Origin of the sequence: Xanthomonas sp. NCPPB 3005 (assembly GCF_041228095.2) — a bacterium.
Classification (GTDB): domain Bacteria; phylum Pseudomonadota; class Gammaproteobacteria; order Xanthomonadales; family Xanthomonadaceae; genus Xanthomonas_A; species Xanthomonas_A bonasiae.
The window spans coordinates 2,022,244-2,044,157 of sequence record NZ_CP166096.2; the positions used below are offsets into that span (position 1 = coordinate 2,022,244).

Genomic DNA, 21,914 nt, shown 5'->3' on the forward strand with positions numbered 1-21,914 from the left:
CCGGCCATGGATCCTGCGCCGGCAGCGGCCATATCTGGCGATGGGTGCGGCGCTTGGCACGGCCATGGCCGCGGCGGCGCTCAGGCCGGCTGCGGATCCGCCGCCAGCAGGTCCGCGTCCGCGGTGCAGGGCACGTCCCAGGTGCTCGGGGCCTCGGCCAGGCCCAGCGCGCGCCGTACCGGCGCGAAGCTGCGCCGGTGCTGCGGGCACGGGCCATGCGCGGCCAGCGCGGCCAGGTGCGCCGGGGTGGCGTAGCCCTTGTGCAGGTCGAAGCCGTAGTGCGGATGCTGTTCGTGCAGCCGCTGCATGATGCGGTCGCGGGTGACCTTGGCCACGATCGAGGCGGCCATGATCGCGCGGTCCAGGCCGTCGCCGCCGACCAGCGCCTCGGCGGCGCAGGGCAGGCCCTTGGGCACGCGGTTGCCGTCGATGCGCGCGAAACCGGCCACGTGCGCCACGCCCTCGACCGCGCGGCGCATGCCCAGCATGGTGGCCTGGTAGATGTTCAGCCGGTCGATCTCCTCGGCCTCGATCAGCACCACCTGCCAGGCCAGCGCGCGTTCGACGATGCGCGCGTACAGCGTCTCGCGGCGCGCGGCGGTCAGCTGCTTGGAGTCGTCCAGGCCGTTGATGCGGGGGCGCGCCGGATCGAACACCACCGCGGCCACCGCGACCGGCCCGGCCAGCGGCCCGCGCCCGGCTTCGTCGACGCCGGCGTAAAGCCGGGAATCGGGAACGGGGAATGGGGAATGGGACAGAAGCGGCTGCTGTGGCGAGGATGTGGAAACGGAGCGCTTCATGCCGTCGCTCCTGACGATTCCCGATTCCCCATTCCCGATTCCCGGCTCCCAAGCAATTCGAGCACCGCATCGGCCGCACGCGCGGAGGCGTCCTGGCGCAGCAACTGGTGCAGGCGCGCGTACTCGGGCTGCAGCGCGGCCACCGCCTGCGGGTCGCGCAGCCAGTGCAGCAGCGCGGCGGCGAGCGCGTCCGGGGTGCAGGCGTCCTGCATCAGTTCCGGCGCCAGGTCGCGTCCGGCGAGGATGTTGGGCAGCGCGTAACGGTCGACCTTCAGCAGGCCCAGCGCCTTGACGATGCGGTAGGTCAGCGGCGCGACCTTGTAGCCGACCACCATCGGCCGCTTCACCAGCATCGCCTCCAGCGTCGCCGTCCCGGACGCGAGCAGCACCACGTCGGCGGCGAGCAGGGCGGTGCGGGCCTGGCCGTCGAGCAGGTGCGAATACACCACCGGCAACGCCGAGCGCGACAGCTGCTCGGCCAGCAAGGCCTTGCATGCGGGATTGGCGGCCGGCACCACCACGTGCGCGCCGGGCGTCTGCTGCAGCACCTGCCAGGCGGCGGCGAAGAAGGTATCGCCGAGCCGGCCGATCTCGCCCAGGCGGCTGCCCGGCAGCACCGCCAGCACGGTCGCGCCGGCCGGCAGGCCGAGTTCGGCGCGCGCCGCATCGCGGTCTTCGTGCAGCGCGATCGCGTCGGCCATCGGGTGGCCGACGAAGCGCGCATCCACGCCGTGCCTGGCGTAGATCGGCGGTTCCATCGGGAACAGGCACAGCACCCGGTCGGCGCTGGCGCCGATCTTGGCCGCGCGCCGCTCGCGCCAGGCCCACACCGACGGGCTCACGTAATGCACGGTGCGGATGCCGCGCTGCTTGAGCCAGCGCTCCACGCCGAGGTTGAAGTCGGGCGCATCGATGCCGACGAACACGTCCGGGCGCCAGTCCAGCAGGCGCTGGCGCAGCTCGCGACGCAGTTTCAGCAACCGCGGCAGGTGCCGCAGCACCTCCATCAGGCCCATCACCGCCAGTTCGCTGGCATCGAACCAGGTCTGGCAGCCGGCGTTGCGCATCGCGTCGCCACCGATGCCGGCGAATTCGGCATCCGGATGGCGCGCGCGCAGCGCCTCGATCAACCCGGCGCCAAGCTGGTCGCCGGAGGCTTCGCCGGCGACCAGGGCGATGCGCAGCTTGGCTGCTGCGCCGGGAATCGGGAATGGGGAGTGGGGAATGGGTGAAGCAAGAGCGGGTCCGCGGCCGGGCGGGCTACCGCTCTTCCCATTCCCCATTCCCGATTCCCCATTCCCGGCATTCATCGCAACAACGGCCGCTCGCTGGCTTCGATGAATTCCAGCATCGCGCGCACGTCCTCGCTGCTTTCGGCCAGCACCGCCAGCTGCTGCTTGGCCTCGGCCAGCGGCAGGCCGGCCACGTACAGCGCACGGTAGGCGCGCTTGATCGCGGCCAGGCGCTCGGTATCGAAACCGCGGCGCTTGAGGCCTTCGCTGTTGATGCCGCGCGGGCGTCCCAGCGAATTGCCGCCGACCATGGTGAACGGCGGCACGTCGCCATTGATCAGCGCGCCCATGCCGAGGAAGGCGTGGTCGCCGATGCGGCAGAACTGGTGCGCGCCGGCGAAGCCGCTGATGATCACGTGGTCGCCGACTTCGACATGCCCGGCCAGGGTGGTGTTGTTGGAAAACACGCAATGGTCGCCGACCACGCAGTCGTGGGCGACGTGGGTGTAGGCCAGGAACCAGTTGTCGCTGCCGACCCGGGTGATGCCGCCGCCGTTGCCGGTGCCGCGGCTGACGGTCACGAACTCGCGGATCACGTTGCGGTCGCCGACCACCAGTTCGGTGCGTTCGCCGGCGAACTTCTTGTCCTGCGGATCGCCGCCGAGCGCGACGTGGCCGACCAGGTGGTTGCCGCGGCCGATGCGGGTCGGGCCGACGATGCTGCAATGCGGGCCGATCACGCTGCCTTCGCCGATCTCGACTTCGGCGCCGATCAGGGTGAAGGCGCCGACGCGCACGTCCGCCGCCAGCGTCGCCGACGGATCGATCACCGCGGTGGGATGGATGAGAGGGGCGTTGTCGCTCATTGCAGGTCTCCTGCCTGGCTCATTCGCGGGTGCCGGCGCACAGCACCTCGGCGCAGGCGACGACCTTGCCGTCCACCTTGGCTTCGCCGTAGTACACGGCCATGTTGCGGATCACCCGCTTGATTTCCACATGCAGCTCCAGCACGTCGCCGGGCACGACCTGGCTGCTGAAGCGGGCCTTGTCGACCTTGACCATGTAGAACAGCTTGGACTGCGCATCGCGGCCCAGCGCGAGCTGGGTCAGCACGCCGCCGGCCTGGGCCAGCGCCTCGATGATCAGCACGCCGGGCATGATCGGCTGGCCGGGAAAATGGCCCTGGAAGAACGGCTCGTTCACGCTGACGTTCTTGTGCGCGACGATCTTGCGATTCTCGAAGTCGAGCGACACCACCTTGTCCACCAGCAGGAACGGGTAGCGGTGCGGGATCAACTTCTGGATCTGCTGGATGTCCGGCAGGGTCTGGTCGTGGCTCATTGCTTCTCCTTGCTTACAGACAGGATGCGACGGGCCAGGGCATCGAGCTGCTTGAAGCGCGCGGCGTTCTTGCGCCACGTGCGGTTGTCGGTCAACGGGGTGCCGGAGGAGTACTCGCCCGGCTCATGGATGGAGTTGCGCACCACCGACTTGCCGGTGATCACCACCTTGTCGCAGATTTCCAGGTGGCCGACCACGCCGACCGCGCCGCCGAGCATGCAGTAGCGGCCGATCTTGGCGCTGCCGGCGATGCCGGTGCAGCCGGCGATCGCGCTGTGCGCGCCGATGTGCACGTTGTGCGCGACCTGCACCAGGTTGTCCAGGCGCACGTCTTCCTCGAGCGTGGTGTCTTCCAGCGCGCCGCGGTCGACGCAGGCGTTGGCGCCGATCTCGCAATCGTCGCCGATGGTCACGCCGCCGAGCTGCGGCACCTTGATCCAGTGGCCGGCGTCCATCGCCAGGCCGAAGCCATCGGCGCCGAGCACCGCGCCGGGATGGATGCGCACGCGTTTGCCCAGGCGCACGCGGGTGACCAGGGTGACGCGGGCGATCAGTTCGCAGCCGTCGCCGACCTGGCAATCGTCGCCGATCACGCTGCCCGGGCCGATCACGCAGCCGTCGCCGACCACGCTGCGCGCGCCGATGCTGACGAAGGCGCCGATGTGCGCACCGGCGGCGATCTGCGCGCTGGGGTCGATGCTGGCGCTGGGATGGATGCCGGGCGGACGCGCCGGCGCCACGTCGAACAGCGCGGCGATCTTGGCGAAGGCGACGTACGGATCGCGCGCGATCAGCGCGGTACCGGGCGCCGCCTCGGCGTCGTCGGCGCGGAGCACCACCACCGCGGCGGCGCTGTCGGCGAGCTGCGCGCGATAGCGCGGATTGGCCAGGAAACTGAGTTGCCCGGGGCCGGCATGCGCCAGCGTGGCGACGCCATGCACGGCGACGGCGCCGTCGCCATGCAGCTGCAGGCCGAAGCGCTCGGCGATCTCGTGTGCGGTATGGGAAGGAGTATTCACGCCGGGATTCTACCGTGTGCCATCGGCACGGTCATGCTGCCCCTGCGCGCAGGCCGCACAGGCCAGGATCGGCCAATGCTCAAGGCCGCCATCAACCAACGCCAGAAAAGCCCCCGCTTGAGGGCCATGCCACGATCAACCAAGCAGAAAACCTTCTGCTTCGGTCAGATCGCGGTCATCCAATTCTGACAAAAGCCCCCTTTAGTAAAGGGGGCGCGCCGACAGGCGCGGGGATTTGGGAGAAGACGAGCCGGGGCCCGCGGTTCGCGCAGCGAATCGTGGGGCGTCAGCGCGAACGCGATGACGCGCTCACCCCTTTAGTAAAGGGGGCGCGCCGAAGGCGCGGGGATTTGGTTGCCAAGCCCCGAGCTCCGGGTTCCCGCGAAGCGGGAGCCCGGAGCGGGCAGTTCGTCAGAACTGCCCACCGAAGGTGAACTGCAGACGCTCGATCTCGTCGTTGTCTTCCTTCTTCAGCGGGAGCGCGTAGCTGATCGAGATCGGACCGACCGGTGCGCGCCATAGCAAGGCCACGCCGGTGGAAGCGCGCAGTTCGTTGGTCTTGTAGTTGTCCACGCCGTTGAACACGTTGCCGACGTCGACGAACGCGGAGACGCGCGCCGAGGGGCTGTCGAACAGCTTCGGGAAGTACAGTTCCGCCGAGCCCACGGTCTTGAACGAGCCACCCAGCGGCTGCCCGCGGCTGTAGGAAGCGGTGGCTTCCGAACGCGGACCGAGGGTGTTGTCCTCGAAGCCGCGCACCGAGTTGGTGCCGCCGGCGTAGAAGTTCTCGTAGAACGGCAGGCCCGAGGCGGTGACCGTGCGGGTAGTGCCGTCGGCGTTGGTGATGGTGCGGCTGACGTCGCTGCCGTAGCTGTCGCCGTAGCCGAATTCGGCGCGGGTGTTGAGCACGATCGAGGGGATGATCGGCCAGTACTTGGAGATCTGGTAGTTCAGCTTCCAGTACTCGACGGTGGAGCCGGGCAGGGTGGCTTCCAGGCCGACGCGCTGGTACATGCCGCGGGTCGGCATGAAGTAGTCGTTGCGGGTGTCGCGCGCCCAGCCCAGTTCGCTGCGCCAGGCGTGGAAGGTGCGCTGGCCGATCGCATCGATGTAGTTGATGATCGCCTGCGGGGTGTAGCCGGCGTAGGTGGTGATCTGGTTGCTGTCGATGCCGAACATCAGCGAGACGGTGTCGTTCTCGGTGATCGGCACGCCGAAGATCATCTGCGCCGCGCCGTTCTTGCTGTTGTACTGGGCGGTACCGAAGTCGGAGTAGTCCAGCTTGCGGTAGGAGATGTTGTAGCCCAGCGACACGCCGTCGTCGGTGAAGAACGGGTTGGTGTAGGAGAACGCGTAGCGCTCCTGGTAGCTGCTGCGCGAGGCGTCCACCGAGACGCGGTTGCCGCCGCCCAGGAAGTTGTTCTGCGACAGCTGGATCGAGGTGGTCACGCCGTAGGTCTGCGAATAGCCCAGACCGAAGGTGAAGCTGCCCGAGGTGGTTTCCTTGACGCTGTAGACCACGTCGACCTTGTCGTTGCTGCCCGGGACCGGCGGCGTTTCCACGTCCACCGACTCGAAGTAGCCCAGGCGCTGCAGACGGACCTTGGAACGGTCGATCGCGGCCTGCGAGTACCAGCTGTTCTCGAACTGGCGCATCTCGCGGCGCAGCACTTCGTCGGAGGTGCGGGTGTTGCCCTTGAACACGATGCGGCGGACCGACACGCGCGGGCCCGGCACCACCTGCAGATTGATCGCGACGGTGCGCTTCTCGCGGTCGGTGGTGGGGATCGGGTTGACCTTGGCGAAGGCGTAGCCGATGTTGCTGAGGGTGTTGGTGATCGCGTCGGAGCTGAATTCCAGCAGCGCGCGCGAGAAGGTGTCGCCCGGCTTCGGGATCACCAGCTTCTCGACCTCTTCCTGCGGCAGCACGGTGTCGCCGGTGACCTTGATGTCGGAGATCTTGTACTGCTCGCCCTCGGTGATGCCGGCGGTCAGGTACATGTCGCGCTTGTCGGGGCTGATCGCCACCTGGGTGGAATCGACGCTGAAATCGACGTAGCCGCGGTCCAGGTACCAGGAGTTGAGCTTCTCCAGGTCGCCGGACAGCTTTTCCTTGGAGTACTGGTCGTCGCGGCGGTACCACGACAGCCAGTTGTGCTCGCGCGACTCCCAGTTCTCCAGGATGTCCTCGGTGGCGAACTTCTCGGTGCCGATCAGGTTGACGTGCTGGATCTTGGCGGCCTTGCCTTCCTTGATCGCGATCGCCACGTCGACCCGGTTGCGGTCCAGCGGGCTCACCGTCGGGGTGATCTCGACGTTGTACTTGCCGCGGTTGTTGTACTGGCGGGTCAGTTCCTGGGTCACCCGGTCCAGGCTCAGCCGGTCGAAGGTGCCGCCCTCGGTCAGGCCGATATCGGACAGGCCCTTGAGCAGTTCTTCGCTCTTGATGTCCTTGTTGCCGGTGACGGTCAGCTTGTTGATCGCCGGACGTTCCTTGACCGTGACCACCAGGATGTTGCCCTGGCGATCGACCTGCACGTCCTCGAAGAAGCCGGTGCGGTACAGCGCGCGGATCGCTTCGCCGACCTTGGCATCGTCGACCGTGTCGCCGCGTTCCACCGGAAGATAGGTGAACACGGTGCCGGAGGAGATGCGTTGCAGCCCGTCGACGCGGATGTCGCTGGCGGTGAAGGGCTCCGTCGCCTGGGCCAGAACCGGCAAGCTGAGGCTGGCGGCGAGGGCGAGGGCTAGCAGGCGGCGAGTGGGAAATCGCGTCATGTCACGTCCGGTAGAGGTCGATATCGTTGTTGCATGGGCGCCGGCGTAAGACGACGACAGCGGGGTCGAGTGGATCAGCATCGGGTTCATCGCAGGACCTGGCCGAAGATGTCGTTGTAGAACGCCAACCCCATCAGCCCGGCCAGCATCGTCAGACCGACGAACTGCCCCGCAGCCATGGCACGCTCGCTCAGCGGGCTGCCCTTGACCAACTCAATAAGGTAATACAGCAAGTGCCCGCCGTCCAAGATTGGAATCGGCAGCAGGTTCATGATCGCCAGGCTCAGCGACAGCAGCGCCAGGAAATACAGGAACCAGTCCGGCCCCTGCTGGGCCGAGACGTTGGCCACCTTGGCGATGGTGATCGGCCCGGACACGTTCTTGATCGAGGCCTGGCCAGTCAGCATGCGCCGGATCAGCCCCAGGGTATCCCCGGCCAGCTTGCCGGTTTCGCGGAACGCGACCGGGATCGCCGCCAGCGGGCCGTACTGCAACTTGGCGTCGAACGCCGGCGGCGGGCGGTCTTCCTGGCCGAGGCCCACGCCCAGCGACAGGCCCTTCAGGCGCGGGTCCTTGCTGGGGGTGAGACGCACCTCCAGCGCCAGCCGTTCGCCGTTGCGCTCGACCTCGACCAGGCCGCTGCCGCCGTTCCTGGCCAGGGCCTGGACCTGCGGCGCGACCTGGTCGGCGCCGGCGACCGAGGCGCCATCCACCGCCAGGATCAGGTCGCCGGGGCGCAGCACGCCGTCGGCGGCCGAACCCGGAGTGACCTTGGAGACGATCGCCGGCTGCAGGCTGAAGCGCCAGGTGAGGCCGGCCAAGCGCGGCACCTGCTGTTCGTCGAAGCCGGCAGGCAGCTGCGACAGGCGCAGCGTATGCACGCGGCTGGCGCCGTCGCGCGTGTCCTCGGTCTGGATGCGCACGTCCGCGGCATCCATCGCCGCCACGGTCAGCTGCATGCTGGCATCGCTCCAGCTGGAGACCTCGCGCTCGCCGATGCGCACGATGCGCTCGCCCGGCTGCAGCCCGGCCTGCAGCGCCAGGCCCTCGGCGCGGCCGACCACCGCCGCGTAATCCTGCTTGCCGATCACGAACATCGCCCACAGCAAGGCCACGCACAGCACCAGATTGGCGATCGGGCCGGCGGCGACGATGGCGATGCGCTGCCACACGCTCTTGGTGTTGAAGGCCTGGTCGCGCTCGGCCGGGGCGACCTCGCCCTCGCGTTCGTCGAGCATCTTCACGTAGCCGCCCAGCGGAATCGCGGCGATCGCGAACTCCGTGCCGTGGCGGTCGTAGTACGACCACAGCGGCTTGCCGAAGCCCACCGAGAAGCGCAGCACCTTGACCCCGCAGCGGCGGGCCACCCAGAAGTGGCCGAACTCGTGGAAGGTCACCAGCACGCCCAGGCTGACGATCATCCACCAGACGGACCCGATGAAGTCACCCATGCGCGTGGCTCATAGGGGCGTGCGTGTCAGACATGGGCAGGCTGGCGGGCAATGGCGAGTTCGGTGATCTTGCGCGATTGCGCGTCCGCCGCCAGCAGCGCGTCCAGGGAGTCGGCCGCGCCCGCGGGCAGCACGGTCAGGGCGTTCTCGACCAGCGCAGGAATCGATAGGAAACCGATACGGCCCTGAAGAAAAGCTGAAACAGCCACTTCGTTGGCCGCGTTCAGGATCGCCGGCGCGCTGCCGCCGACCTGCATCGCGCGCCAGGCCAGGCCCAGGCAGGGGAAGGCGTCCAGGTCCGCGGGTTCGAAGTCCAGGCGGCCATGGGCCAGCAGGTCCAGTCCGGCGACTCCGGATTCGATCCGCTCCGGCCAGCCCAGGCCCACCGCCAGGGTGGTGCGCATGTCCGGCAAACCCATCTGCGCCAAGGTGGAACCGTCGATGAACTCCACCAGCGAGTGCACCAGGCTCTGCGGGTGCACCAGCACCTCGATGCGCGACGGCGGCAGCGCGAACAGGTGGTGCGCCTCGATCACTTCCAGGCCCTTGTTCATCAGGGTGGCCGAGTCGACCGAGATCTTCGGGCCCATCGACCACTTCGGATGCGCCACCGCCTGCGCCGGGGTCACGCCCTGCAGCCGGCTGCGGTCCCAGCCGCGGAACGGGCCGCCGGACGCGGTCAGCAGCACCCGCCGCACCTCGGCGCCGGTCTGGCGCGAGCGCAGGCACTGGAAGATCGCGCTGTGTTCGCTGTCGATCGGGATGATCTCGGCGCCCGCCGCGGCGGCCGTGGCGGTGACCAGCTCGCCGGCCAGCACCAGCGATTCCTTGTTGGCCAGCAGCAGGCGCTTGCCGGCGCGGGCCGCGGCCAGGGTCGAGGCCAGGCCGGCGGCGCCGACGATGGCGGCGACCACGCTGTCGCAGGCGTCGCTGGCCACCAACTGCTCCAGCGCGGCGGCGCCGGCATGCGCCTGGGTGCGCAGCCCGGCATCGCGCAGCCCGTCGCGCAGCGCCGGGTACAGGGCCGGGTCGGCGATCACCGCGTGCGCCGGCCGGTGCACGGCGCACAGCGCCAGCAGCCCGGCGACGTTGCCGCCGGCGGCGAGCACGCTGGCGCGCAGCCGCTGCGGATGACGCGCGATCACGTCCAGCGCGGAGGCGCCGATCGAGCCGGTGGCGCCGAGCACGGCGATGGAGCGGACGGCATCGGCCATGTTCAGAATCCGAAGATCTCTTTGCCCAGCGCGAAGATCGGCAGCGCCGCCAGCACGCCGTCCACGCGGTCCAGCACGCCGCCATGGCCGGGGATCACGTTGCCCGAGTCCTTGGCGCCGACGTGGCGTTTGAGCAGGCTCTCGAACAGGTCGCCGACCACCGAGGCCAGCACGCTGACCGCGGCCACGATCAGCAGGCCGGGCAACTGCGGCAGGGTGACCCCGGCCAGCCAGCCGAAGCCGGCGGCGCAGATCAGGCCGGCCAGCAGCCCGCCGAGCAGGCCTTCGACGGTCTTGTTGGGGCTGATCCGCGGCGCCAGCTTGTGCTTGCCGAACTGGCGCCCGGCGAAATAGGCGCCGGAATCGGCGGCCCACACCGTGACCAGCGCGGTCAGCAGCCAGCGGTGCCCGTTCGGCTCGCTGGCATGGATCAGGCCCAGCGCGGCCCAGGCCGGAACGATCGCCAGGGTGCCCGCGGCGAGCTTGAACACCCGCGCGTAGGTGGCGTGGTCGGAGCCGAACTGGAAGAAGCGCAGCCACAGCAGCGCCACGCACCACCAGCCGACGCCGACCAGGGTGGTCAGCTGGAACAGCACCAGTGAGCCGGCCGAGGCCCACACCAGCAGCACCATCAGCAGCAGGTTCAGCACCAGCAGGATGGTGCGCGGCAAGGTGTCGTCGACCTCCGCCAGCTTCAGCCACTCCCACAGGCCGATCAGGAAGATCAGCGCGGCCAGGGCCGCCAGCCATTGCGTCGGCAGCAGCAGGATGGCGCAAATGGCCAGTGGGGCCATGATCAGCGCGGCGATGACACGGGTGCGGGTCATGCGGATGTGTTCTCCGTCGCCGGGGCGACTTGCGCGCTGGTCAGGCCGAAACGCCGCTCGCGGCTGGCGTAGTCGTCCAAGGCTTGTTGCAGCACCTCGGGGCCGAACTCGGGCCACAGGGTCTCGGTGAACCACAGTTCGGTGTAGGCCAGCTGCCACAGCAGGAAATTGCTGATGCGCACGTCGCCGCCGGTGCGGATGAACAGGTCCGGCGGCGGCAGGTCGGCCAGCGCCATGTGCGCCGACAGCAGGGTCTCGTCGATCTGCTCGGGGCGCAGGCGTCCGGCCGCGACCTCTTCGGCCAGCGCCCGCGCGGCCTGGGCGATGTCCTGGCGGCCGCCGTAGCTGGCCGCGATCGACAGGTGCAGGGCCTGGTTGTGCTGGGTGCCGGCTTCGGCCTGGGCCATGCGCTCGCGCAGCGACGGCGCGAAGCGCGAGCGGTCGCCGATGAAACGCACGCGCACGCCGCGCCGCTGCAGTTCCTCGACCTCGCGGTCCAGCGCATGCAGGAACAGCTTCATCAGCGCGTCCACTTCTTCCTGCGGCCGGCCCCAGTTCTCGCTGGAGAAGGCGAACAGGGTCAGCGCGGGGATGCCGCGTTCCAGGCAGAAGTCGATGGTGCGGTTGACCGCGCGCGCGCCGGCGCGGTGGCCGATCACGCGCGGCCGGCGGCGGCGCTGCGCCCAGCGGCCATTGCCATCCATGATGATGGCGATGTGGTGGGGCAGGGACATGGGGCGGGGGTCGGAAGGCATGGCCGCGAGGCGCAGGCTCAGACCGCCATCAGTTCCTGTTCCTTGCCCTTGACCACGTCGTCGACGTCCTTGATCGCCTTGTCGGTCAGCTTCTGGATGTCGTCCTCGGCGGCGCGGGCCTCGTCCTCGGTGACCTGCTTGTCCTTCAGCAGATCCTTGATCTGCTGGTTGGCGTCGCGGCGGATGTTGCGGATCGCGACCTTGCTGTCCTCGCCTTCGCTATGCACGACCTTGGACAGCTCGCGGCGGCGCTCTTCGGTCAGCGCGGGCAGGTTGAGGCGGATGGTGGTGCCGGAGGTGTTCGGGGTCAGGCCCAGGTCCGAGGCCAGGATCGCCTTCTCGACCGCGCTGACCATCTGCTTTTCCCACGGGCTGATGGTCAGCGAGCGGGCATCGGCCACGGCCACGCTGGCGACCTGGCTCAGCGGCATTTCCGAGCCGTAGTAATTGACTTTCAGGTGTTCGACCAGGGCGGTCGAGGCGCGGCCGGTACGCACCTTGATGAGCGTATGGCGCAGCGCATCGATGCTCTTGGCCATGCGGGTCTGTGCGTCTTGTTTGATTTCGTTGAGCATCGCCGGTGTCCGTGCTGAATCTGAATCGGACGATTATAGCCTGCTGGGAATGGGGAATCGGGAATGGCAAAGGCAGATCCCGGCACGATTGACGCAACGGCGCGCCGCGGGGAGGTGGCCTCGCGTCGATGTTGCAGCGCGCAACGCTCTTGCGATTCCCCAATCCCGAATCCCCAATCCCGCCTCTCAGCTACGGCCTTTGACCAGCGTGCCGATCTCCGCGCCGTGCAGGATCTTCAGCAGCTCGCCGGGCTGGCCCATGTTGAAGATGCGCAGCGGCAGGTCGCTGTCGCGGGCCAGCGCGAAGGCGGCGGTGTCCATCACTTCCAGGTTGCGCGCGATCACTTCGTCGTAGGTCAGGCTGTCGAAGCGCACCGCGTCGGCGTGCTTCTTCGGGTCCTTGTCGTACACGCCATCGACCTTGGTCGCCTTCAGCAGCAGGTCGGCGCCGATCTCGATCGCGCGCAGCGCCGCGCCGGAGTCGGTGGTGAAGAACGGGTTGCCGGTACCGGCGGCGAAGATCGCGATGCGCCCCTTCTCCAGGTGGCGGATCGCGCGGCGGCGGATGAAGTCCTCGCACACGTCGTTGATCTTGATCGCGCTCATCACCCGCACCTTGGCGCCGAGCTTCTCCAGCGCGTCCTGCATCGCCAGCGCGTTGATGACGGTGGCCAGCATGCCCATGTGGTCGCCGGTGACCCGGTCCATGCCGCCGGCGGCCAGGCCGGCGCCGCGGAAGATGTTGCCGCCGCCGATCACCAGCGCCACTTCCGCGCCGGCCTGCTGCGCCTCGATCACTTCATGGGCGAGGCGGTTGATGACCTTGGGGTCGATGCCGTAATCCCCATCCCCCATCAGCGCTTCGCCGGAAAGTTTCAACAGGATACGGCGATAGGCGAGCTGGGACATGGTGACCTCGTGGGGGGACGGGCAAACCACGCGATTCTAGCCGAAGCGCGGCGCGGAATCTGCCGCGCACACGCGTGCATGCAGTGGCCCGGTTCAGGCCAGGGTGTCGCGGAACGAGCGCGCGGTGACGCGGTTGCGGCCGCCGTGCTTGGAGCTGTAGAGCATGTCGTCGGCGGCCTGCAGCAGCTCCTGCGCGGTGCCGAAGCGCTCGCGCCCGCCCTGGGTGGCGACGCCGGCGGAGAAGCTGATGTGCAGCGGCCCGCTCTGCAATTCGACCATCGGCCGCTGCGCGATGTCGAGGAGGATGCGCTGGATCACGCTCAGCGCGGCCTCCTCGGTAGTGTTGGGCAGCAGCACCAGGAACTCCTCGCCGCCGAAGCGCGCCACGGTGTCGCTGCTGCGCAACAGCGGCTGCAGCGCCTGCGCGAACGCGCGCAGCACCTGGTCGCCGATCAGGTGGCCATGGGCGTCATTGATCTTCTTGAAGTCGTCCAGGTCGATGAAGGCGACCGACAGCGGCCAGTCGTGGCGGCTGGCCAGGTCGAACTGCTGGTTGAGCAGGACGTCCAGCTGGTGCCGGTTGTACACCCCGGTCAGCGCGTCGCGGCTGGCCTGCTCGGCCAGGCGCCGCGCGCGGTGCTCCGATTCGTCGGCCTGGTGCCGGGCCAGGGTGGCTTCCTGGATCTGGCGCAGGTTGCGCAGCACCATCAGTTCGCGGGCATGGCTGATGATCGCGTCGATCCGCTCCGGCTGCGCGATGCGCACGTCGAAGATCGGGCCGATGACCGGCAGGGATTCGGCCATGCCGGCGATCACTTCGTCGAAGCGGCGGCTGTCCAGCTGCAGTTCGCGATAGGCGCGCTCCATCGCCAGGCCGCGCGCGGTGTCGACGTCGCTGCTCAGCCAGATGTCGGCGACGCTGCCGGACAGCAGCACGCACTTGCCGAACGTGTCCGGCGCCAGTTCGGTCCCGGCGCTGTGGCCGATGCTGCGCTGCAGGTAGCCGGGCAGCTTCCACTTCTGCGCCAGCCAGGCGCCGACCTCGGCGTGGTCGCAGCCGAGCCGCTCGCGCTCCATGGCGACCAGCGTCTCGCTGCCGCTGCCGCCGGCTTCGCGCAACAGCGGCGCGTAGTCGTCGTGGCAGATGTGCAGCAGGGCCAGCGCGCCCATGTCCTGCAGCAGGCCGGCCAGCATCAGTTCCTCCTGCTTGCGCAGGCCCATGGCCTGGCCGAGCAGGCGGCTGGCCAGCGCCGACAGCACGCTGCGCCGCCAGATCCGTTCCTGCAGGTCGCCGGCCCCGGCGCCGTCGCGCAGGCTCTGCACCATCGAGAAGCCCAGCGCCAGGCTCAGCGCGGCGTTGAGCCCGAGCATGGTCAGCGCCTGGCCGAGGTTGTCGATGCGGCGCCGGCTGGCGTACAGCGGCGAATTGGCGATGCGCAGCATGCGCGCGCTCAGCGCCATGTCCATCGCGATGGTGTCGGCGGTGGTGGCCAGATCGACGTCCGGATCCTGGGCCAGGTCGATGATGCGCAGCGCAATCCCGGGCGGCGAGGGCAGGTTTCGGGAGTGAGCCAGGATGGCTTCGAGTTCAGGGCGCATGCGGTTCCGCGAGAAGTGTGATCGGGACAGCGATGTGTCCCTGCCCGCAGAGCGTACCACCGGCAAAAAAAAAGCCGCGACAAGCGCGGCTTTTTTCTGCGGACGGGCCGGACTCAGGCCAGGCCGGCCTGCTTCATCACTTCGGCGGCGTAGTCTTCCACCACCTTCTCGATGCCTTCGCCCACGGCCAGGCGCTGGAAACCGACCACGTCGGCGCCGGCGGCCTTGACCGCCTGCTCCACGCTCTGGTCGGTGTTCAGCACGTAGGGCTGGCCGTACAGGGTGACTTCGTTGACGATCTTGGCGATCTTGCCGCTGATGATCTTCTCCAGGATGTCGGCCGGCTTGGCCTTGTCCTTTTCCGACATCTTGGCCAGCTCGATTTCCTTTTCCTTGGCGACGAAGTCGGCCGGGACGTCGGACGCCTTCACGTGCGGCGGGTTCATCGCCGCGATGTGCATGGCGATGCCGCGGGCCAGCTCGATGTCGCCGCCCTTGACCTCGACCAGCACGCCGATGCGGCCGCCGTGCACGTAGGCGGCGACGTTGTTGGCGCTGTCGATGCGCGCCAGGCGGCGCACCTGCACGTTCTCGCCGACCTTGGCGATGACCGCGGCGCGGGCTTCCTCGACGGTCTCGCCGCCGGGCAGCTTGGCGCTCTTCAGCGCCTCGGCGTCGGCGGCGCCGGAGCTCAGCGCGGCCTGGGCCACGGCTTCGGTGAAGGCCAGGAAGTTGTTGTCCTTGGCGACGAAGTCGGTCTCGGAGTTGATCTCGACCAGCACGGCCTTGCCGCCGTCCTGGGCCATCGCGATGCGGCCTTCGGCGGCGACGCGGTCGGCCTTCTTGTCGGCCTTGGCCAGGCCCGACTTGCGCAGCCACTCGGCGGCGTTGTCGATATGGCCGGCGTTCTCGGTGAGCGCCTTCTTGCATTCCATCATGCCGGCGCCGGTGCGCTCGCGCAGTTCCTTGACCAGGGAAGCGGTGATTTCCACGGGGTGACCTCACAAAAGGTGGGAAAGGGCCGGTTTGCGGCCGGCCGGGAATTCTGGGAAACGGGCGCTTGCGGCGCCCGCGGACCCGGGCGCGCAGCGCGCGCCGGGTGGCGACTGCGCATGCTCGCGCAATCGCATGGCGCGCCGGTTACTCGGCGGCGGGAGCGGCTTCTTCGGCCTTCTTGCCGTTCTTGCGCGGGCCGCGGCCCTTGTCGTCGCCGGCTTCGCTGAACTCTTCCTCGCGCACGCTGGCGGCGTTCGGCGCGGCGGCCTTGCCTTCCAGCACGGCGTCGGCGGCGGCGCGGGCGTACAGCTGCACGGCGCGGATGGCGTCGTCGTTGCCCGGGATGGCGTAGTCCACCAGTTCCGGGTTGTAGTTGGTGTCGACCACCGCGATCACCGGGATGCCGAGCTTCTTGGCTTCCTTGATGGCGATGTCTTCATGGCCGATGTCGATGACGAACAGCGCGTCGGGCAGGCGGTTCATTTCCTTGATGCCGCCCAGCGAGGCCAGCAGCTTCTCGCGCTCGCGGCGCAGGGTCAGCACTTCGTGCTTGACCAGCTTGTCGAAGGTGCCGTCGGTTTCGGCCGATTCCAGTTCCTTCAGGCGCGCCACCGACTGCTTGACGGTGCGGAAGTTGGTCAGCGTGCCGCCCAGCCAGCGCTGGGTCATGAACGGCTGGCCGCAACGCTCGGCTTCTTCCTTCACCGAGTCGCGGGCGCTGCGCTTGGTGCCCAGGAACAGGATGGTGCCGCGCTTCTGCGCGACGCTGGAGATGAAGTTCATCGCGTCGTTGAACAGCGGAACCGTCTTCTCGAGGTTGATGATGTGGATCTTGCCGCGCGCGCCGAAGATGTACGGCGCCATCTTGGGGTTCCAGTAGCGGGTCTGGTGGCCGAAGTGGACGCCGGCTTCCAGCATCTGACGCATGGTGACTTGGGGCATTGCAGTGACTCCTGATGGGGAACCGGCCGTGCGCGGGCAGGATAGGGTGAAGCCGCGCATGGACGTGCAGGCCTGCGACGGCGTGCACGACGATTCCGGGGTTGGGCCTCCCTGCAGCCTCCGTGACCGAACTCCTCGCGGAGCACCCCGGCACGGGCGATGGCAGCAGGTGTGTATTCGCCGGTGCGTCCGGCGTGGACGGTTCGCTGGCCCGGGCGGGCGCAACGAAGCCGCGGAACTATAGCGGGCCGCGGCCTCGCGCGCAAATGCGCGCCGGCCGGGTCATTCGGCCAGCAGCGGCTGCAGCTCGCCCTGGCTGTCGAGCCGGGCGGCGAAATGGCCGCCGCGCGCGCTGCCGACCTCGGCCGGCACCGGCCAGCGCTTCTGTTCTCCGGCCAGCACGTAGCCGGCCAGGTTGTGGAACAGGGTCAGCTGGCGCCCGTCGGCGCCGACGAAGCTCAGGTCGCTCAGCCGGGCGTGCGCCTTGCCGCGGTTGCGTACCTGCAGTTCGTGGCCGTAGGCGCCGGCGACCAGGCTGGCGCTGAGCGCGGCGGTCGGCGCGGCACCGGGCGGGGACAGGAACACCGGGGTGGAATAGCGCAGCAGCAGGCGTGGGTCGGCGGGGGCGTCATCCGCGTCCGGGCGTTCTTCCAGCACCAGGCGGTAGGCGATCTCGCCGTCGGTCGCGGCCGGCCCGGTGCGCACCACCCGCAGCAGCTGCCGCCCCTGCGCGGGGATGTCGATCAGGCGCGGGCTGACCTGCATGTCGTCGGTCGCCAGCAATTGCTCCATGCCTTCGGTCTGGTGCCAACGGTACAGCTTGGCCTGCGCCAGCCAGGGCCGGTCCTGGGTATTGCTCAGCCAGATCTCGGCGGTCTGGGCGCCGGGCGGGATCTGCACGATGGTCGGGCTGATGCGTATGCCGGCGGCCGCGGCCAGGCTCGGCAGCAGCGCCAGCAGCAGGCCGGCGATCCGACCGCGGGAGCGGCCGACCACTTAGAACGCGACCGTGGCGTAGCGCGCATCCTGGCGCTGCAGTCCGTCGGCCAGACTCAGGCTCAGTGCCAGTGCACCGGCGTTGGGGGCGGCGGCGCCGTCGATGCTGACCTGGTAGGGCAACGGGCGGCTGCAGGCCACCTGCGCGGCGGCCGCGCCCGGCTGGCGGCGGCCGGCGGTATCGATCTCGCAACTGCCCAGCAGGCGGATGCCGACCCGGAACGCCGTGCTTTCGTTCGCGCCTGGGTTCTGCGCCGCCGCGCTCGCGCAGACGGCGCACAGGCCGGCGAGCAGCAGCGATTGCATGAACGGGTTGGCGGTCATGGCGGTATTCCCAGGAGGATGCGACAGATAACGGCGTGCCGTGCGGCAACTTTACCGCCTCCGCGCCGGCGTTTAGCCCTCAGTAGGTCACAGTTACCTTGACCACGTCGCTGTAGCTGCCCGGGGGCGGGGTCTGCGCGGCCGGCACCTGGCCGTACAGGGTCAGCGACTGGGTGCTGCCGGTCCCGGTGCCGGTCTGGGTATCGCTGTTCAGGGTGCTGCCCCAGCGCTGGCTGCGCGCCGCGTCGCGGTACAGCTCGTAGCGCAGGTACTGGCCTGCGGCATTGCGCATGCGCCGGATGCTGCCGCTGGCGTACTGGCCGTTGTCCAGGCTGACCTGCCAGGCGGTGCGCCGGCGGCAGTTCATGCTCAGCGCGGTGGTGTAGTTCAGCGCGGTATCGACCAGGCCGGAGTGGCTGCCGAAGTCCAGGTCGGCGATGCTGGCGATGGTGCACAGCGGGGCCGCGTTGGCCGAACTCACGAACGGGAACTGCACCGCGGTGGCGCCGCCGGTGCCGCCGTTGGTGCAGGAGGCCGGCATGCTGGCCGGGGTGCCGATCAGCGGCTCGTCGTAGCGGTACTGCAGGTTGGTGAACGCCCCGCTGAAGCTGTTCTGGTACAGCCCGGTGGCGATGCCGCTCTGCAGCGGCACGCGCCCATAGATGGTGTAGCTGGCGCTGCCGCTGCCGCCGGTCAGCAGCGACGAGTAGGTCAGGTCCACCTGCAGCGGCGTGGACGCGTTCAGCGCGCTGCCCCAGATCAGGCTGCGGGCGCTGTCGCGGTACAGCTGGAAGCCGACGCTGTCGTTGAGCGGGTTGAGCATGCGCCGCGCGGCGATGCCCAGGCCGCCGCCCTGCGCGCCCTCGCCGATGTTCAGGCACATGCGCACGTAGATCGTGCCCAGGATGCTGAGCGCGCCGGTCTGGCAGGTGACCGTGATCTGCGCGCTGCTGTCGGTCGCGGCGCTGGCGGAGACGTTGCCGAAATCCAGTGCGGTGGTCACCGCCGTACAGGTGGTGGCGGCGGTGGCCGGCGCTGGCGCCAGCGCCACGGCCAGCGCCAGCAGGGCGCCGCACAGCCATGCGCCGCGGGTCACGGCGCCGGCCCTGCGCTGCAGCGCAGCGGTCCCAGGCGGGCCGGGCGCCGTTGCGGCGTGTGTTCGAGCGTGACCCTGCAGCTGCCTGCGGCCATGTCCACCTCCAGTTCGTTGCGGCCGGGCTTCAGCCCTTCCAGGTAGGCCTCGCCGTCGTAGCCGACCACCGCGGCGATGCCCGGGCCGCGCACCCGGCTGCCGACCGGCAGCGGCGCGTCGCGCGCATCGTGCAACTGCACCAGGACGCCGTCGCTGTTGCGGATCGGGAAGTCCACCACCACCCCGGTGCGGTCGCGCGGCACCACGATCTGGTCGACCCGCTCCGGACGCATCTGCGGCGGCAGGCGCATCGGATCGATCGACACCTGGTTGTGCTGCCAGCCCATCAGCGGCGTGATCAGCAGGAAGCCGCGCGCGTCGGTGACCCCGATCGGGCGGTTTTCCAGCAGCACCGGCACGTCGGCGATGCCGCCGGTGGAGACCAGGGCGAAGGCCTGGTCCAGATCGCGGCTGGGGAACCAGCCGCCGCCGATCCAGGCCAGGCCGCCGGAGGCTTCGGCATAGCCGTAGGCCTGGCCGCCGTAGCTGGCCAGGCCCGCGGCATAGCGTGCGGTGTCGCGCCGCCAGGTGGCCTCGGCCAGGCCGCCGGCGCTGTCCTGGCCGCTGCGCGCCTGCAGCCGCCAGCCGCTGCCGCCGTCGGCGGCGGCCGAGCGGCTGAGATCGGCCGCCACGCTCATGCGCTCGCCGACCCGCTGCAGCGCGACGCTGGCCTGGCGCGCGCCGCTGAGCGCGATCGACCAGCCCAGGTACACGCTGCGATCGCTGGCCTGGTCCAGATTCTGGTTGACGCTCAGGTTCAGCGAGGACTGCCACGGCAGCGTGCGGGTCCAGAACAGGCTGGCATAGCGCACGTCGCCGCTGTCCGGGTAGGCCAGGCGCACATAGCTCATCGACACGTTGCCCACCTGCTCCCAGCTGACGCCGGCCAGCGCGCGTTCGCTGATCCGCGGCGGCGGCGCGCCGTACTGCGAAGCCACGTCGCGATAGCCGCGCTGCGCGCGCTGGGTATCCACCGAGACGTTGAAGCGGCCGTTGTTCCAGCGGTAGCTGAGCGCGTACTGGCGGCCGCTCAGGCCATTGCCCTGGCTGTGCGCCAGCGATGCGCCGACCACCCCGGCCCGCGGCAGCAGCCAGATGCCGCCGGCGCCGGCGTTGCGGATGCCGGCGCCGGCCTCGGCATGGGCCTCGGCGGTGAAGCCGGCGCTGAGGCCGCGGCGCCAGCTGGCGCTGCCGACGGTGTCGCCGGCATAGGCGAAGGCGTCGCTGCCATAGCCTTCGCGGACCCGGCCCAGCGCCAGCGACCAGTCGTCCAGGCCATCGGCCAGCAGGTCCTGGGTGGCATAGAACGGGAATTCGACCGAACGGCTGCGGCCGTAGGCGTCGGTGATCACCAGTTGCGCGTTGCCGGCGCCGTCCACGCCGGGCGCCGCCGACAGCTGGAACGGCCCGGCCGGCAATTCCGAGCCGTACTGGCGGATGCCGTTGACGTACAGGTCTACGCTCGAGGGCACAGTCACCTCGCCGAGGAATTCCGGCAGCGGGGTGGTCACGCGGTACGGCTGCAGGCCGAAATCGCGGCCCACGCGCACGCCGCCCAGGCGCAGCGTGCGGCTCCAGCTGGTGCTGCTGCTGAGCGTGTCGCCGAGCACCACGCTGGTCATGCGGTCGGGCAGCGACCACTGCCACTGCGTGTCCAGGCGGATCGCCTGGCTGCGCCAGTCGCGCTGCGGCTCGCGGTAGAGGCGGGCGACGAAGGATTGCCGGAACATGGCTTGGCCGAACAGGCCGCCGCCCAGGCCGAAGGCGCGCAATTCGCCGCTGGTGGTGAGGTTGCTGGCGCTGCCCTGGCGGCTGGCGTACACGTCGTAGTCGAGCAGGGCGCCGGGCGAACTGGTCGCCGGTAGCGCCGGGCCGCTGTCCTGCGCGTCGATGCGGGTCAGCGGCACGTCGAGCAGCGCCACCGGCGCATCGATCGCCAGTTGCTGCAGGCCGGCGTCGTAGCGGTAGCGCACCCCGTCCAGGTCTTCCAGGGCGATCGCCGCGGTGTCGGCGTCGGCGTCGATGCGCAGGCCCAGCTGACGCAGCGTGGCCGCATCGGCGAGCATGCGCGCGCCGTCGCGCTGGAAGCGGAACAGCCCGGGCTTGCGGGTTTCGTTCAGGGTGACCTCCAGATACAGCGTTTCCCGGTCCGGCGGCGGGCCGCCAGGCTGGGCGGCGGCGAGCTGCGCGGCGCTTGCCCACAGCGCCAGCAGCAGCTCAAGGAGCCTGTGCGTCCAGCGCGAGCGACTGAGCAATGGGCTCACCGTTGATCGTGGCCTTGAACGTGCCGTCGGCACGTACCAGCGCAGGAGGGAGCGGCCAGCGCTTGTGTTGGCCCGGCAGCACGTAGCCGGCCAGGCCGTCGGCGATCGCGGCACGGGTGCCGTCGCTGGCGACGAAATGCAGGTCCACCAGCTGCGCGTGCTGGCTGCCCCGGTTGACGACTTCCAGCGCCGGTGCGGCGGCGTCGCGGATCAGCCGTGCCTGCAGCGCGGGGGCCGCGGCGTCCGCGGGCTTGACGAAGATGGGCACCGAGTAGCGCAGCACGAACTGCAGGCCGGACGCGCTGGCCGTGGCGTCCGCCGACGGCAGTTCGTCGACCAGGACCCGATAGGTCTCCTCGGTGGTCCTGGGCGCATCGTCCAGGCGGATGATGCGCACCAGTTGCCGCGAGTGCGGCGCCAGTTCCAGCATCGGCGGGCTGATCGCGATCCTGTCGCTGGGGTCGAGCAGGTCCTCGCCGTCCTGCTGGCGCCAGCGGAACACCCGCACCTGCGCCTGCAGCGGCGTGTCGCCGCTGTTGCTCAGCCACAGGCCCTGCGCCGACTGTTCCGCGGTCAGCTGCACCGAGGTCGGTGCGACCTGCAGGCTGGCGGCATCGGCCGCCAGGATCGCCGCCAGCCACAGCGCGGCGGCGATCGGCAGGCGCAACGAAAGGATTCGGTGCAGGGACATGGAGCGCTC

At 69.6% G+C, this 21,914-nt stretch carries 20 protein-coding genes; all 20 read right to left on the minus strand.

The genetic code is table 11. The features are described 5' to 3' along the window. Window positions 1-80 precede the first annotated feature (80 nt). The 20 genes from AB8810_RS08655 to AB8810_RS08750 all read right to left on the minus strand — a co-directional run bounded on the left by AB8810_RS08655 (window position 81) and on the right by AB8810_RS08750 (window position 21,905). Window positions 81-800, minus strand: a complete 720-nt coding sequence (locus tag AB8810_RS08655) for a ribonuclease HII (protein WP_369916280.1) — start codon at window positions 798-800, stop codon at window positions 81-83. Continuing rightward, window positions 797-2,083 (minus strand): lipid-A-disaccharide synthase, encoded by a 1,287-nt coding sequence (gene lpxB, locus AB8810_RS08660; protein ID WP_369916281.1) that lies wholly within the window; start codon window positions 2,081-2,083, stop codon window positions 797-799. Before lpxB ends, AB8810_RS08655 begins: the two co-directional genes overlap by 4 nt. A gap of 23 nt (window positions 2,084-2,106) precedes the next feature. Then, on the minus strand, window positions 2,107-2,898 hold the full coding sequence (gene lpxA / locus AB8810_RS08665) for an acyl-ACP--UDP-N-acetylglucosamine O-acyltransferase (protein ID WP_179565888.1): 792 nt from the start codon (window positions 2,896-2,898) through the stop codon (window positions 2,107-2,109). Between the two features lie 19 nt (window positions 2,899-2,917). Next, entirely contained in the window at window positions 2,918-3,373 is a 456-nt protein-coding gene (fabZ, locus tag AB8810_RS08670; protein WP_179565886.1) for a 3-hydroxyacyl-ACP dehydratase FabZ, read from the minus strand. After that, entirely contained in the window at window positions 3,370-4,392 is a 1,023-nt protein-coding gene (gene lpxD, locus AB8810_RS08675; protein WP_179565884.1) for a UDP-3-O-(3-hydroxymyristoyl)glucosamine N-acyltransferase, read from the minus strand. The genes fabZ and lpxD overlap by 4 nt, the downstream gene beginning before the upstream one ends. Before the next feature lie 411 nt (window positions 4,393-4,803). Beyond that, window positions 4,804-7,170 carry an outer membrane protein assembly factor BamA gene (gene bamA, locus AB8810_RS08680; protein WP_179565882.1) on the minus strand — a complete coding sequence of 789 codons (2,367 nt, stop codon included), beginning with the start codon at window positions 7,168-7,170 and terminating at the stop codon, window positions 4,804-4,806. An 86-nt stretch (window positions 7,171-7,256) separates the two neighbouring features. Further along, the gene (rseP, locus tag AB8810_RS08685) at window positions 7,257-8,621 is read right to left on the minus strand and encodes an RIP metalloprotease RseP (RefSeq protein WP_179565881.1); all 1,365 of its coding nucleotides are present in this window, start codon (window positions 8,619-8,621) and stop codon (window positions 7,257-7,259) included. Between the two features lie 26 nt (window positions 8,622-8,647). After that, window positions 8,648-9,835: a 1-deoxy-D-xylulose-5-phosphate reductoisomerase gene (dxr, locus tag AB8810_RS08690; RefSeq protein WP_179565880.1), complete on the minus strand. Its 1,188-nt coding sequence runs from the start codon at window positions 9,833-9,835 to the stop codon at window positions 8,648-8,650. A gap of 2 nt (window positions 9,836-9,837) precedes the next feature. Next, window positions 9,838-10,662, minus strand: coding sequence for a phosphatidate cytidylyltransferase (locus AB8810_RS08695; protein ID WP_179565879.1), 825 nt, complete (start codon window positions 10,660-10,662; stop codon window positions 9,838-9,840). After that, on the minus strand, window positions 10,659-11,396 hold the full coding sequence (gene uppS / locus AB8810_RS08700) for a polyprenyl diphosphate synthase (protein ID WP_369916282.1): 738 nt from the start codon (window positions 11,394-11,396) through the stop codon (window positions 10,659-10,661). The genes AB8810_RS08695 and uppS overlap by 4 nt, the downstream gene beginning before the upstream one ends. A gap of 38 nt (window positions 11,397-11,434) precedes the next feature. Continuing rightward, window positions 11,435-11,992, minus strand: a complete 558-nt coding sequence (gene frr / locus AB8810_RS08705; protein WP_179565877.1) for a ribosome recycling factor — start codon at window positions 11,990-11,992, stop codon at window positions 11,435-11,437. A gap of 186 nt (window positions 11,993-12,178) precedes the next feature. Then, the gene (gene pyrH / locus AB8810_RS08710) at window positions 12,179-12,901 is read right to left on the minus strand and encodes a UMP kinase (RefSeq protein ID WP_104558608.1); all 723 of its coding nucleotides are present in this window, start codon (window positions 12,899-12,901) and stop codon (window positions 12,179-12,181) included. A gap of 93 nt (window positions 12,902-12,994) precedes the next feature. After that, entirely contained in the window at window positions 12,995-14,500 is a 1,506-nt protein-coding gene (locus AB8810_RS08715; protein ID WP_179565876.1) for a GGDEF domain-containing protein, read from the minus strand. Between the two features lie 113 nt (window positions 14,501-14,613). Beyond that, window positions 14,614-15,492 carry a translation elongation factor Ts gene (tsf, locus tag AB8810_RS08720; RefSeq protein ID WP_179565874.1) on the minus strand — a complete coding sequence of 293 codons (879 nt, stop codon included), beginning with the start codon at window positions 15,490-15,492 and terminating at the stop codon, window positions 14,614-14,616. Between the two features lie 148 nt (window positions 15,493-15,640). Next, window positions 15,641-16,438 carry a 30S ribosomal protein S2 gene (gene rpsB / locus AB8810_RS08725; RefSeq protein ID WP_179565872.1) on the minus strand — a complete coding sequence of 266 codons (798 nt, stop codon included), beginning with the start codon at window positions 16,436-16,438 and terminating at the stop codon, window positions 15,641-15,643. 282 nt (window positions 16,439-16,720) lie between these two features. Then, window positions 16,721-17,434 (minus strand): molecular chaperone, encoded by a 714-nt coding sequence (locus AB8810_RS08730; RefSeq protein ID WP_369916283.1) that lies wholly within the window; start codon window positions 17,432-17,434, stop codon window positions 16,721-16,723. Further along, on the minus strand, window positions 17,435-17,758 hold the full coding sequence (locus AB8810_RS08735; RefSeq protein WP_206230012.1) for a hypothetical protein: 324 nt from the start codon (window positions 17,756-17,758) through the stop codon (window positions 17,435-17,437). It abuts the gene before it with no gap. A 79-nt stretch (window positions 17,759-17,837) separates the two neighbouring features. Further along, complete coding sequence (locus tag AB8810_RS08740) at window positions 17,838-18,854, minus strand: spore coat protein U domain-containing protein (RefSeq protein WP_369916284.1); 1,017 nt, start codon at window positions 18,852-18,854, stop codon at window positions 17,838-17,840. Further along, the gene (locus AB8810_RS08745) at window positions 18,851-21,214 is read right to left on the minus strand and encodes a fimbria/pilus outer membrane usher protein (RefSeq protein WP_369916285.1); all 2,364 of its coding nucleotides are present in this window, start codon (window positions 21,212-21,214) and stop codon (window positions 18,851-18,853) included. Before AB8810_RS08745 ends, AB8810_RS08740 begins: the two co-directional genes overlap by 4 nt. Next, window positions 21,168-21,905 (minus strand): molecular chaperone, encoded by a 738-nt coding sequence (locus AB8810_RS08750; protein WP_206230015.1) that lies wholly within the window; start codon window positions 21,903-21,905, stop codon window positions 21,168-21,170. The genes AB8810_RS08745 and AB8810_RS08750 overlap by 47 nt, the downstream gene beginning before the upstream one ends. Window positions 21,906-21,914: the final 9 nt, after the last annotated feature.